The organism is Xylanibacter caecicola, assembly GCF_013166515.1.
Classification (GTDB): domain Bacteria; phylum Bacteroidota; class Bacteroidia; order Bacteroidales; family Bacteroidaceae; genus Prevotella; species Prevotella caecicola.
This window is the reverse complement of sequence record NZ_JABKKJ010000008.1, coordinates 1-12,198: the sequence shown is the minus strand read 5'-3', so window position 1 is coordinate 12,198 and position 12,198 is coordinate 1. Positions and strand designations below refer to the sequence as shown.

Sequence of the window (12,198 nt, the reverse complement as noted above, 5' to 3'; positions counted from 1 at the left end):
TATAATCATTATAGATACTATAAAATCTATAGAGCCTATAGTTTCTATAGATTCTATAGCCCCAACAGACAACAAACAATAACAAAACAAATACATGACAATGAAAAAGTATTTTAAGTTTATAATCGCGGGAATGGCGGTTCTGGTCTTCATCGGAACATTCGTATTCCTTTATCAGAAGTCGCGTCCAAAGCCCATAGTCTATGAAGAGTTCACGCCGGCACTGACGGACATAAGCAAGACAACGGTAATCACAGGCAAAATCGAGCCGCGAGACGAGGTCAACGTTAAGCCGCAGATAAGCGGCATCATCACGGAGATAATGAAACAGGCGGGCGACGTGGTGCAGGCAGGTGAGGTGATAGCCCGCGTCAAGGTAATTCCCGACATGGGGCAACTAAGCTCCGCCGAGAGCCGTGTGCGCCTTGCCGAAATCAACCTCAGACAGGCGCAAGTGGATTTCGAGAGAGAAAAGAAACTGTACGACAAGCAGCTTGTAAGCGCTGACGAATACGACAAGATACGTCAGGAGCTCAGCCGTGCAAGGGAAGAGAAGGCGGCGGCAACCGACGCTCTCGAGGTTGTACGCGACGGTGTGTCGAAGAGCAATGCCAGCGCAAGCAGCACGCTGATACGCTCCACCATAAGCGGAATAATCCTCGACATCCCCGTAAAGGTGGGAAACTCGGTGATACTTGCCAACACTTTCAACGACGGAACGACCATCGCGAGTGTCGCCGACATGGGTAATCTGATCTTCAAAGGCAACATCGACGAGACCGAAGTGGGCAGTCTGCATGCCGGAATGCCTATGAAAATAACCATAGGGGCACTGCACAACCTCCACTTCGACGCCTCTTTGGAGTACATATCGCCCAAAGCGGTGGAGAACAACGGCGCCAACCAGTTCGAGATAAAGGCATCCGTGACCGTGCCCGACGGCAACCGCATACGCTCCGGCTACAGTGCCAACGCCGAAATAGAGCTTGCAGGAGTGAAAAAAGTGCTTGCCGTGCCCGAGAGTGCAATAGAGTTCAGCGGCAGCGACGCCTTTGTCTATGTGATAAAGAACAAAGACGGTGACAAGACATACGAACGGAGGAAAGTCACAACCGGACTGAGCGACGGCATAAACATCGAGATAAAGAGCGGCATAACGACACGCGACAAAGTGAGAGGACCGCAGATCATTAAAGACGAAACGGAGGGAAAATGATAAAAAACATATTGATAGCAGCCGCAACAGTCATATCCGTTGCGGCACAGGCACAGACACCGCACCGCTGGACACTGCGCGAGTGTATGGCACATGCACTCGAAAACAACATAGAGATAAAGCGCATGGACATCGAGACACAAAAGCGCGAGACCGAACTGAGCACGGCAAGAAACAGTCGTCTGCCCGACCTCAACGCCTCGGCAGGGCAGAATTTCTCGTTCGGACGTGGTCTCACTGCCCAGAACACTTATTCGGACAACAACACGAGCAACACCTCCTTCACCCTTGCCACGAGCGTTCCGCTGTTCACCGGCTTCAACATTCCGAACACAATAGAGCTTAACAGGCTGAACCTTAAGGCTGCCCTTGCCGACCTTGAGAAAGCGCGCAACGACATACGCATGCAGGTTGCCGCCGCATACGTACAGGCGTTGTATGCCATGGAACTGCTCGACGTGGCACAACGACAGACCGCAATCGACTCTATGCAGTCGTCAAGACTGCGCGAGATGTATTCCAACGGAAAGGTGAGCGGCGTGGACGTGGCACAGCAGGACGCCACACTGGCGGCAAGCCGTCTCACGGCAACACAGGCAAACAACGACGTCAGACTGTCGCTGCTTACGCTGTCGCAGCTTCTTGAACTGCCGTCACCCGAAGGTTTCAGTATTGCCCGTCCCGACTCTGCCGGCATGTCACGCGCCCAGTCGGCGCCACTGCCGCTTCCCGACGAGATATTCAGCGAGGCAATGCTCATAAAACCGGAAATACAGGCAGGACAACTCCGGGTGAAGGGCATGGAAAAGAGCATACTCATAGCACGCAGCGCGCTCTACCCCAAGCTGTCTCTCACCGCGGGAATAGGCACAAACTACTATACTGCAAGCGGCTTCGACACCGACGGATTTGGCAGTCAGATGAGAAACAACTTCAGTCAGAACATAGGTCTCAACCTGTCCATCCCGCTCTTTAACAGGTTCAGCACGCGCAACAGCATACGCACCGCACGCCTCAACAGGCAGGAGCAGCAGCTCGTGCTCGACAACACAAAGAAAGCGCTGTACAAGGAGATACAGCAGGCATACTACAACGCCGTGGCGGCAGAAACGGGATATCGCAGCAGCAGCGAGGCTCTTACAAGCAGCGAAGCGGCATTCAGGTTGATGTCGGCAAAATACGAATACGGAAAGGCTAACATAACAGAATTCAACGAAGCGAAGAACAATTACATGAAGGCGGAAAGCGACCTGTCGCGAGCCAGATATGAATATATGTACCAAAAAGCCCTCCTCGGTTTCTACAAAGGCGATGAACTGGATTTCTAAAGCGCCATTGTCTGAAATGACCGGAATATGTTAAATCGGTAGGCAGAATGTCAATTAATTGTCTGAAAACTTGTCAATTATCCTTTATTAGTGTATATTTGTTGACAAACAGATTGGCATTGAGACACTTGGCATGCACATTCATTATCCTTACCGGCTTTTTCGGGTGCCGCAACAACACTGAAACGGCAATCATTCCCGACAACTGCCGGCTGTCGGCGGGCGATGTGGTGTTCCGCAAAGGAGAAGGAATGACTAGTCGTGCGGTGGTCTTTGCAGACAAGGGAGGTGTGTACTCTCATGTCGGGATAGTAGCCGACTCGGCAGGAATACCCATGATTATACATGCCGTTCCCGGCGAACCCGATTTCGACGGCGATCCCGACAGGGTGAAGATGGACACTCCCCGGAAGTTCTTTTCTTCCGTAAACGCCTCTGCCGGAGAAGTGTGCAGGTTCAGAGGCAGCCCCGAAGTGGCACGGCGGGCAGCCATGTACGCAATACAGGTATATAGGCGCGGAACACTGTTCGACCACGACTACGACGACACCGACACCACAAAGATGTACTGCTGCGAGCTTGTGGAGGCGGCATACACACATGCCGGCATGCCGCTGACCGACGGACGGAAACACTGTCTGAGCTTTCCGGGCATGGGAACATACCGCTGCATGCTGCCGTCGGACATACTTAACTCACCCAAACTGTCCCGTTACATGGTGTTTACAGACGGTAAGAAGCAATGAAACAGAAAGAAACGAGAGTATTAAATAAATCATTACAAACAAAAAAACGAAAACCATGAAAAATCTGACAGTATTTATCACAATGTTCATCGCTGCATTCATAATGTGCGGCTGCAGTGACAATTCACCTCAAGGCGTGGCAGAAAAAGGTCTAAGCTGCATGCAAAAAGAAGACTGGGAAGGGTATGTCAAGCTTATGTATTTTGAGAAGAAAGAGGGCAAGGACATCGAACGGGAGAAAGAACAGGTTGCCGCACTGCTCAAGGCAAAAGGCGGAGAAACTCTCGACAAGAAAAGCGGAATAAAATCGTATGGCATCATCTCCGAAGAAATATCCGAAGACGGAGCCACCGCAACCGTAAAGGCAAGCATCAAATATGGCAACGGCGATGAAGACAAAGACCACAAGATAAAACTGATAAAAGACGACAGGGGAGACTGGAAAATATCTTCCGGAAAGTAGACATACAACCGAAAAAAATGCAATACGCCACCTTTTGCACTCCAAAAGGTGGCGTATTGCGTTCTAAAAGGGCACCTTTCTGGCTCTAAAATGCCACCTTTTAGAAATCAAGAGATATCATCTTGGTACTCAACGTGTTACAGACGCAGTTTTTATCTGTTATAAACAGGGGCGTAAACTCTTAATTCTTACCCCTTAACTCTTAATTACCCCGCTCCTAATTCTTAATTTTCAACCCTTAATTCTTAATTTATAAAGTCCCTCGCGATATATCATTTCAGCCGTCTGAGGAGGTACAAGATGTGATATATCCTCCCCTCTTTCTATCATATCGCGCACCTGCGTGCTGCTGATGTCTATCAGTTCGGTGTCGAGAACACTCACGTTCTCCGGCAGAGACGACGTGTCTATACTGCTGCCCGGACGCGGATATATCACGATGCGATAGTTTCTGAGGATGTCGTCATGACGATACCAACGGTCAAAATGCTGCCAGTTGTCGCCACCGATGAGCAACACAAACTCGCGGCATGCATATTCACTGCCCATTGCCTGCAATGTGTTCCACGTATATGAGGGGCGCGACAGTCGGAACTCATAGTCGCACGCCGTCAGCCCGGGCATGTCTTCAAGCGCCGCACACACCATACGCAGGCGTGTATCGTCGTCGAGAAGACTGTTGTGGCGCTTCAACGGATTTTGCGGAGACACCATGAACCACACCTCGTCAAGCCCTGCCGCATCAAGAAAGCGGCGCGCGAGGCTTATGTGACCGTTGTGTATGGGGTTGAAAGAGCCGCCGTATATGCCTGTGATTGTTTTTTTCATTGTTGTGATTTTTAAATTCTCGGAGTTCTCCGAGAGCTCAGAGCCCTCCGAGATCTCCGAGTCCTCGGATAGCCTTTGGCGCTCTTAAAAGCGCCAAAGGCTATCTCCCGATAAACTCCCTTACCACGGCAAGAGCCTCGTCTACAGCCTTGTCCAGATTGCTGTTTACCACCACGCGGTCAAAACGTCCGGCAAACGTCAATTCATATTCCGCCCGGGCAATACGGTCTTCAATCACTTCGGGGGCGTCGGTGCCGCGCCCCACAAGGCGGTTACGCAGTTCATCCACCGACGGAGGCTGTATGAAGACGCTCAACGCCCTGTCGCCATAATGGTTCTTAATGTTACATCCACCCTTGACATCCACGTCAAGGACAACATTTTCACCGTTTTCAAGCTGGCGATCCACCTGCTCTTTCAGTGTTCCGTAATAGCGGTCGGCATACACCTCTTCGTATTCAAGAAACTCATTGTTGTCGATACGCCTGCGAAACTCTTCCGGCGTGAGGAAGAAATACTCCACTCCGTGGCGCTCCGCACCGCGCGGCGGACGACTGGTACAGCTCACCGAGAATGCCATGTGCAGATCCTCGTGCTGCATCAGGCGACCGATAATCGTGCTCTTTCCGCTTCCGCTTGGAGCCGAAAATATTATAACCTTTCCCTTTTTCATAATCTTATGGTATAAAAAAGAGTGTGCCATGCGCTCGTTCCATGCTTTCTGCACGACTGTCCGCAGTGACACACCCTGTTATATCTTATGTTTAAAGAACATTCAGCACCTGTTCCTTTATCTGTTCCAGCTCGTCTTTCATCTTCACCACAATGTTCTGCATCTCTGCCTGATTGCTCTTGCTGCCCGTGGTATTTATCTCACGCCCCATTTCCTGTGCTATGAAACCGAGTTTCTTGCCCACTCCGGCACCCTCTGCCATGGTCTCGCGGAAGTATTTAAGATGATTGGCAAGACGCTGTTTCTCTTCGTTTATGTCGAGTTTTTCTATATAATAAATCAGTTCCTGCTCCAGACGGTTCTTGTCGTACTCTGCTTCGGGTATCTTTTTCAATCCCTCCACAAGGCGCATGCGTATCTTCTCCACGCGCGATGTCTCGTAAGGTTCGATGGCGGCAAGCAGCGATGCGATGTTGTCCAGTTTCTCCTCAAACTTCTTCTGCAGCGCCTCTCCTTCCTGACGACGGAAGTCCACAAGGTTTTCAAGGGCGCTCTGCACAGCTTTTGAGGCAACTTTCCACTCCTCGTCGCACAGTTCCTCCACATCCGTCTTAAGCAGTACGTCGGGCATGCGCATCAGTGTGGAGAACCAGTCTTGCGGCTCAGGTATCCCGGTGGCGGCAGAAATATCCTTTATCTGCCTGTAGTAGTTCTCCACAAGAACCTTGTTCACCGGCGTGGCGTCGGCATGTGCCTCTCTCTCTACCCAAATGGAGAAGTCCACCTTGCCCCTTATCAGGGCACCGGCAACCATCTGCCTTATTTCCATTTCCTTCTCCCTGTAAAGCGGAGCGATACGTGCGGACAGGTCGAGAGCCTTGCTGTTGAGCGATTTCACCTCAACGTTGATCTTCTTGTCTCCGTAGGTTACGACAGATTTACCGTAGCCCGTCATTGATTGTATCATACCTCTTATTGTAGTTAAATTTATGCAAAAGTACACAATTCTTAGGAAAAAAGAGTATTTTTGCACTTTATTTACACTAAGACACATAGCTATGTCGTGCATCTTAAATATCGAGACGAGCACCAACGTGTGCTCCGTCGCCGTGAGCAAAGACGGAGAGTGCATATTTAACAGAGAAGACCACGGCGGTTCCAACCATGCCGTGCAGCTTGGAGTGTATGTGGACGAAGCGGTGAAGTTTGCCGACGGCAACGGAATAAGCCTCGATGCCGTTGCCGTGAGCTGCGGACCGGGTTCTTATACGGGTCTGCGCATCGGCGTATCAATGGCAAAAGGCATCTGCTACGGTCGCAATCTGCATCTGATAGCGGTGCCCACGCTTAAGTTACTTACCGTGCCGGTGCTGCTCGGTCATGAGCTGGAAGACAATGCTTTGATATGCCCTATGCTCGACGCACGCCGTATGGAAGTTTATGCAGGCATATACGACCGCGCGCTCAACAAAGTTCGCAACGTAGGGGCGGACATTGTCGATGCCGATACGTACAAGGATTATCTTGACAGACATCCGGTATACTTCTTCGGAAACGGAGCGGGAAAGTGCATGGGAACCATAACACACCCTGCCGCACATTTCATCGAAGGAATAGAACCGCTTGCAAAGAACATGTTTCCGCTCGCCGAAAAGAGAATGGCGGAAAAGAGGTACGAGGACGTGGCATACTTCGTACCGTTCTATCTTAAGGACTTTGTAGCCAAGACACCCAAAAAGCTGTTATAATATAATATATGTATAGGAGGGCGGTTTAGCCGCCGGCGGCAAGGACTTCCGTGTCCGTACATGTACAAAAGGAAAGAATATGAATATTGAAGGATTGGACTATAACACCCGTAGAGAGCAGCTCATACTGCCCGAATACGGGCGCGAGATACAGAAAATGGTGGATCATGCCCTGACTATAAAGGACAGGACGGAACGCCGCCGGTGCGCCGAGACAATCGTAAAAATCATGGAACGCATGTTTCCGCAGAACCGAGAGAATATAGACTACAAGCGGAAGCTGTGGGATCACCTTGCCATCATGAGCCGTTTTGCACTGGATATAGACTATCCGTGCGATATAAGCGATGCTGCCAAAATAACGGCAAAGCCGCAACCCATGGAATATCCCATGAAGAAAATACCCGTAAAACACTATGGAAGCATGATTTTCGACATCTTCGAAAAACTTAAGTCCATGCCACCGGGTGCCGGCAGAGACGAACTTACACGCATAACGGCGAACCAGATGAAGCGAAACCTTATGCAGTGGGGACATGGCTCTAACAACGACAAGAAAATTGCCGATGACCTTGCATACTACACCGACGGGGCTATACAACTGGATCTGAACAGTTTTAAGTTCCAGCCTTTTTCCGAAAGGACATTGAATGACAAGAGAAGAAAGAAGAAATAACCTTTAACCATATCCTGAAATGGAATCTTTTATCATAGAAGGCGGGCACCTGCTGAGCGGGACAATCATTCCGCAAGGAGCCAAGAACGAGGCCTTGGAGGTTATTTGCGCATCGCTGCTCACGGCAGACGAGGTGAGAATAGGTAACATTCCGGACATTCTCGACGTGAAAAACCTTATCCGCCTCCTCATGGATATAGGAGTGGAAGTAAGACAGACAAGCCGCAACGAGTATGTGTTTCGCGCGGCAGAACTGAACCTCGACTATCTCGAAAGCCCGGAGTTTGTGCAAAAGTGCTCATCACTTCGCGGCAGTGTACTGATGATAGGACCGCTATTGGCGCGATACGGCAAAGCGACAGTTGCCAAACCGGGAGGCGACAAGATAGGGCGCAGGCGTCTCGACACGCATTTCATGGGTTTCAAGAACCTCGGCGCAAGTTTCAAACACGATGAGGAACGTGGCACTTTCAATATTCACGCAGACAGACTTGACGGCTGTTACATGCTGCTCGACGAAGCATCGGTGACAGGAACGGCAAACATAATAATGGCATCGGTGCTTGCAAATGGCACCACAACCATATACAACGCGGCATGCGAACCATATATACAGCAATTATGCCACATGCTCAACAGAATGGGGGCAAACATCAGCGGCATAGCATCCAATCTTCTTACTATTGTGGGAGTGAAATGTCTGCACGGCACAAGCCACACCATACAGCCCGACATGATTGAGGTAGGCTCGTTTATAGGCATGGCGGCAATGGTAGGCGACGGCATAAGGATAAAGAATGTGTTGCCGAAGAACCTCGGAATAATACCCGACGCATTCCGACAGTTGGGCGTTGACGTCATAACCGACGGCGAAGATCTGTTCATTCCGCGGCTCGAACACTATGAGGTAAAGTCGTTTATAGACAATTCCATGATGACTTTGGCTGACGCCCCGTGGCCCGGACTTACGCCTGATCTGCTGTCCGTGCTGCTGGTTGTAGCCACCCAGGCACGCGGAAGCGTACTTTTCCACCAGAAGATGTTCGAGAGCCGTCTGTTCTTTGTGGACAAACTGATAGACATGGGGGCAAACATCATACTGTGCGACCCGCACCGCGCGGTGGTGATAGGTCACGACCACAACATACGTCTGCGTGCAGGCAGGATGACAAGTCCCGACATCCGCGCCGGAATAGCACTGCTCATAGCGGCGCTCAGCGCCAACGGCACAAGCCGCATAGACAACATTGCGCAGATAGACCGTGGCTATGAGGACATTGAAAAACGTCTCAACAGTCTTGGAGCAAAGATAGAGCGTACAAACAGTTGACGCCCGGCGGCATGACGGAAGACATAAACAAAAGCATGGAATACCGACGATGATACGACAGGAAGATGTTTACAAGATAGGCGAAACAGGCAAACCGCACGGCGTGAAGGGCGAATTGAGCTTCATGTTCGACGATGATGTATTTGACAGAGTGGACGCTCCTTATCTTGTATTGGCAATCGACGGCATACTGGTACCTTTCTTCATGGAAGAGTACAGGTTCAAGGGCAGAAGCACGGCACTGGTGAAATTCTGCGACATAGACACCAAGGAACAAGCCGCCGCACTGACGGGCTGCTCCGTATTTTTCCCGAAAAGCCTTTCGAACAGGGACGAAAACGAGATTACATGGGATGAAATAAAAGGTTTCATGCTCATCGACAACAACATATACAACAAGGAAATAGGTACCATAACGTCTGTCGATGACTCGACGGCAAACGTTTTGTTTGAAGTAAAAACACCTCTGGGCGACAACATACTGATACCCGCCGCAGAGGAGTTCATACAGAACATGGACACCGAAAAGAAAATAATAACGGTCAGCCTGCCTGAAGGGCTGCTCGACTTAGACGACTGACAGCGACTTATATGAAAAAGCAAATAGCCATACTCGGCTCTACCGGGTCGATAGGAACACAGGCATTAGAGGTAATAGAGGAACATTCTGATTTATACGAGGTATATTGTCTCACTGCAAACAACCGCGTCAAGGAACTTGCAATGCAGGCACGTAAGTTTCGTCCTGCCGCCGTGGTGATTGCCAACGAAAGCCATTATGAAGAGCTGAAAGACATGCTTGACGACATGCCGGACGTGAAAGTATACGCCGGAATGCGAGCTATCGACGAGATAGTGGAGGCGGAACCGATAGACATGGTGCTCACCGCAATGGTCGGCTTTGCAGGTCTCAGCCCCACGATACATGCAATCAAGGCACATAAAAAGATTTGCCTGGCAAACAAGGAGACGCTTGTCGTTGCCGGAGAACTTATATGCAGACTTGCTGCAGAATATCGCTCACCGATCATTCCGGTAGACAGCGAACACTCGGCGATATTCCAAAGCATCGCAGGCGAAGGCGACAACGCCATTGAAAAGATACTCCTCACGGCTTCGGGAGGACCGTTCCGCAACTTCACCAAAGACAGGCTTGCCACCGTGACGCAAGCCGACGCCCTGCAACATCCCACTTGGGACATGGGGACAAAAATCACCATAGACAGCGCAACGATGATGAACAAGGGCTTTGAGGTTATCGAAGCCAAGTGGCTCTTCGGCGTCGAGCCTGACAAGATACAGGTTCTCGTACATCCGCAGTCGATTATACACAGCGCCGTGCAGTTCTGCGACGGAGCCGTAAAGGCACAGTTGGGAGTCCCCGACATGCGTTTGCCGATACAATACGCATTTTCCTACCCCGACAGAATTCATCTCCGAGGCGACCGTCTTGACCTTTTCAAACACCCATTAGAGTTCTTCGAGCCGGACATGGACAAATTCCGGTGCCTTGCACTTGCTTTCGAGGCTATCAGGAAGGGCGGAAACATGCCCTGCATTGTAAACGCCGCGAACGAGATTGTCAACAAAGGATTTCTCGACGGGCGGTGTGGCTTCCTGCAAATGAGCGACATCATAGAAGCGACAATGCAACACGTGACATTTGACAGCAAGCCAGACTACGACACATATGTGGCAACCGACAGCGAGGCACGCCGGGTTGCGGCAGAGTTGATGGGATGAAAATAGAAACGGAACATATAAAACAAGAATAAGAAACACATGGAAATATTTTTAATCAAGTTACTGCAAGTGGCGCTTGCACTCTCCATTCTGGTTTTCGTACATGAGGGGGGACACTTCCTCTTCTCAAAGCTCTTCGGCGTAAGGGTGGAGAAATTCTTCATATTCTTCGACCCCTGGTTTCATCTTTTCCAGTTCAAACCGAAGAACAGTGACACCACCTACGGCATGGGATGGATACCATTAGGAGGCTATTGCAAGATTTCAGGGATGATAGACGAGTCGTTCGACACCGAACAAATGAAGCAACCGGTGCAGTCATGGGAGTTCCGGAGCAAGCCGGCGTGGCAAAGACTTCTTATTATGGCAGGCGGTGTGCTGTTCAACTTCATCCTCGCACTGTTTATCTATTCAATGGTTCTGTTCACATGGGGACAGTCGTACATCCCTCTCAAGGACATGAAAATGGGTATGGTGTTCAATGAAACGGCACAACAGGCAGGCTTCAGGAACGGCGACATACTCCTATCGGCAGACGGAAAGCCGATGAAACGCTTCGACATAGACATGTACCGCATGATGTCCAACGCCAAGACGGTAGACGTGATGCGCGACGGCAAAAAGAAAACAATAGTCATGCCCGAAGAAATAAGCCTGCTTACAATGGTCAAGGAAACGCCTGCCTTTGCACGACCCTACATCCCGTCAAAGATAGACAGCGTAATGCCGGACACGCCGGCAGCACAGGTCGGAATGTCGAAAGGAGACCACATCGTGGCAATAAACGGCACGGAGATTAGCAGCTGGAACGAGTTTGACATGCAAATAGGCATATTGAAAGACAGACTCGCCGCCGCCAAACCTACGACAAAGGACAGCATGAAGGTTAGAATGGCGACATTCGCCTTCAGACACGGCGGCACGGGACACATAGACACAGTAAAGGTTACGCTTACACCGGAGCTTACACTCGATGTGGGAAAAGCCTCGCTTGCCGATTTCTACAAGCCGGTGACCATAGAATACGGTTTTCTTGAAAGCGTTCCGGCAGGCGCCAAGTATGGTATTGGCGTGCTCCGCGGATATGTGGACGACTTGAAATATGTGTTCACTGCCGACGGTGCGAAGTCATTGGGAGGCTTCGGTGCGATAGGCAACCTGTTTCCTCCGACTTGGGACTGGATGCTGTTCTGGCAGATGACGGCGTTCATAAGCATCATGCTTGCCTTCATGAACATCCTGCCGATACCCGCCCTTGACGGCGGACACATACTGTTCCTGTTCTATGAGATAATCACCGGACGCAAGCCGAGCGAGAACTTCCTGCTCCGTGCAGAGTATATAGGATTTGCAATCCTCATACTTCTCCTCGTGGTGGCAAACCTCAACGATGTTCTGAGGTGGCTCGGATATATGTAAGGTTTCAGGTTTTTAGGTGGCAGGTATC

At 50.4% G+C, this 12,198-nt stretch carries 13 protein-coding genes; 10 read left to right on the top strand and 3 right to left on the bottom strand.

Translation table 11 applies throughout. The features are described from left to right. The first annotated feature begins 100 nt into the window (after positions 1 to 100). The 4 genes from HPS54_RS06440 to HPS54_RS06425 all read left to right on the top strand — a co-directional run bounded on the left by HPS54_RS06440 (position 101) and on the right by HPS54_RS06425 (position 3,753). Positions 101 to 1,216 (top strand): efflux RND transporter periplasmic adaptor subunit, encoded by a 1,116-nt coding sequence (locus HPS54_RS06440; protein ID WP_172344648.1) that lies wholly within the window; start codon positions 101 to 103, stop codon positions 1,214 to 1,216. After that, complete coding sequence (locus HPS54_RS06435) at positions 1,213 to 2,544, top strand: TolC family protein (RefSeq protein WP_172344647.1); 1,332 nt, start codon at positions 1,213 to 1,215, stop codon at positions 2,542 to 2,544. The genes HPS54_RS06440 and HPS54_RS06435 overlap by 4 nt, the downstream gene beginning before the upstream one ends. Positions 2,545 to 2,663: 119 nt before the next feature. Then, complete coding sequence (locus HPS54_RS06430) at positions 2,664 to 3,290, top strand: YiiX/YebB-like N1pC/P60 family cysteine hydrolase (protein WP_172344646.1); 627 nt, start codon at positions 2,664 to 2,666, stop codon at positions 3,288 to 3,290. Between the two features lie 55 nt (positions 3,291 to 3,345). Further along, positions 3,346 to 3,753, top strand: a complete 408-nt coding sequence (locus HPS54_RS06425; protein ID WP_172344645.1) for a DUF4878 domain-containing protein — start codon at positions 3,346 to 3,348, stop codon at positions 3,751 to 3,753. Positions 3,754 to 3,984: 231 nt separating this feature from the next. Here the strand turns inward: HPS54_RS06425 and nadD are convergent, their stop codons facing one another. The 3 genes from nadD to HPS54_RS06410 all read right to left on the bottom strand — a co-directional run bounded on the left by nadD (position 3,985) and on the right by HPS54_RS06410 (position 6,221). Continuing rightward, entirely contained in the window at positions 3,985 to 4,581 is a 597-nt protein-coding gene (nadD, locus tag HPS54_RS06420; protein ID WP_172344644.1) for a nicotinate (nicotinamide) nucleotide adenylyltransferase, read from the bottom strand. 100 nt (positions 4,582 to 4,681) lie between these two features. Then, entirely contained in the window at positions 4,682 to 5,254 is a 573-nt protein-coding gene (gene gmk, locus HPS54_RS06415; RefSeq protein WP_172344643.1) for a guanylate kinase, read from the bottom strand. Positions 5,255 to 5,345: 91 nt separating this feature from the next. After that, positions 5,346 to 6,221 carry a YicC/YloC family endoribonuclease gene (locus HPS54_RS06410; protein WP_172344642.1) on the bottom strand — a complete coding sequence of 292 codons (876 nt, stop codon included), beginning with the start codon at positions 6,219 to 6,221 and terminating at the stop codon, positions 5,346 to 5,348. 91 nt (positions 6,222 to 6,312) lie between these two features. On the opposite strand from HPS54_RS06410, the gene tsaB reads away from it, so the two are divergent. The 6 genes from tsaB to rseP all read left to right on the top strand — a co-directional run bounded on the left by tsaB (position 6,313) and on the right by rseP (position 12,170). Next, positions 6,313 to 7,002, top strand: coding sequence for a tRNA (adenosine(37)-N6)-threonylcarbamoyltransferase complex dimerization subunit type 1 TsaB (tsaB, locus tag HPS54_RS06405; RefSeq protein WP_172344641.1), 690 nt, complete (start codon positions 6,313 to 6,315; stop codon positions 7,000 to 7,002). A gap of 79 nt (positions 7,003 to 7,081) precedes the next feature. Then, positions 7,082 to 7,678, top strand: a complete 597-nt coding sequence (locus HPS54_RS06400; protein WP_172344640.1) for a DUF4290 domain-containing protein — start codon at positions 7,082 to 7,084, stop codon at positions 7,676 to 7,678. A 19-nt stretch (positions 7,679 to 7,697) separates the two neighbouring features. After that, positions 7,698 to 9,008 (top strand): UDP-N-acetylglucosamine 1-carboxyvinyltransferase, encoded by a 1,311-nt coding sequence (murA, locus tag HPS54_RS06395; RefSeq protein ID WP_172344639.1) that lies wholly within the window; start codon positions 7,698 to 7,700, stop codon positions 9,006 to 9,008. A 49-nt stretch (positions 9,009 to 9,057) separates the two neighbouring features. Further along, positions 9,058 to 9,588: a ribosome maturation factor RimM gene (rimM, locus tag HPS54_RS06390; RefSeq protein ID WP_172344638.1), complete on the top strand. Its 531-nt coding sequence runs from the start codon at positions 9,058 to 9,060 to the stop codon at positions 9,586 to 9,588. An 11-nt stretch (positions 9,589 to 9,599) separates the two neighbouring features. Further along, complete coding sequence (locus HPS54_RS06385; protein WP_172344637.1) at positions 9,600 to 10,751, top strand: 1-deoxy-D-xylulose-5-phosphate reductoisomerase; 1,152 nt, start codon at positions 9,600 to 9,602, stop codon at positions 10,749 to 10,751. Positions 10,752 to 10,790: 39 nt separating this feature from the next. After that, positions 10,791 to 12,170: an RIP metalloprotease RseP gene (rseP, locus tag HPS54_RS06380; protein WP_172344636.1), complete on the top strand. Its 1,380-nt coding sequence runs from the start codon at positions 10,791 to 10,793 to the stop codon at positions 12,168 to 12,170. The last annotated feature ends 28 nt before the right edge of the window (positions 12,171 to 12,198 follow it).

What these genes read in the sequence shown, in the direction of transcription:
- HPS54_RS06440 (WP_172344648.1), top strand. Translation starts at nt 101, where the DNA reads ATGAAAAAGTATTTTAAGTTTATAATCGCGGGAATGGCGGTTCTGGTC.
- HPS54_RS06435 (WP_172344647.1), top strand. Translation starts at nt 1,213, where the DNA reads ATGATAAAAAACATATTGATAGCAGCCGCAACAGTCATATCCGTTGCG.
- HPS54_RS06425 (WP_172344645.1), top strand. Translation starts at nt 3,346, where the DNA reads ATGAAAAATCTGACAGTATTTATCACAATGTTCATCGCTGCATTCATA.
- nadD (WP_172344644.1), bottom strand. Translation starts at nt 4,581, where the DNA reads ATGAAAAAAACAATCACAGGCATATACGGCGGCTCTTTCAACCCCATA.
- gmk (WP_172344643.1), bottom strand. Translation starts at nt 5,254, where the DNA reads ATGAAAAAGGGAAAGGTTATAATATTTTCGGCTCCAAGCGGAAGCGGA.
- HPS54_RS06410 (WP_172344642.1), bottom strand. Translation starts at nt 6,221, where the DNA reads ATGATACAATCAATGACGGGCTACGGTAAATCTGTCGTAACCTACGGA.
- tsaB (WP_172344641.1), top strand. Translation starts at nt 6,313, where the DNA reads ATGTCGTGCATCTTAAATATCGAGACGAGCACCAACGTGTGCTCCGTC.
- HPS54_RS06400 (WP_172344640.1), top strand. Translation starts at nt 7,082, where the DNA reads ATGAATATTGAAGGATTGGACTATAACACCCGTAGAGAGCAGCTCATA.
- murA (WP_172344639.1), top strand. Translation starts at nt 7,698, where the DNA reads ATGGAATCTTTTATCATAGAAGGCGGGCACCTGCTGAGCGGGACAATC.
- rimM (WP_172344638.1), top strand. Translation starts at nt 9,058, where the DNA reads ATGATACGACAGGAAGATGTTTACAAGATAGGCGAAACAGGCAAACCG.
- HPS54_RS06385 (WP_172344637.1), top strand. Translation starts at nt 9,600, where the DNA reads ATGAAAAAGCAAATAGCCATACTCGGCTCTACCGGGTCGATAGGAACA.
- rseP (WP_172344636.1), top strand. Translation starts at nt 10,791, where the DNA reads ATGGAAATATTTTTAATCAAGTTACTGCAAGTGGCGCTTGCACTCTCC.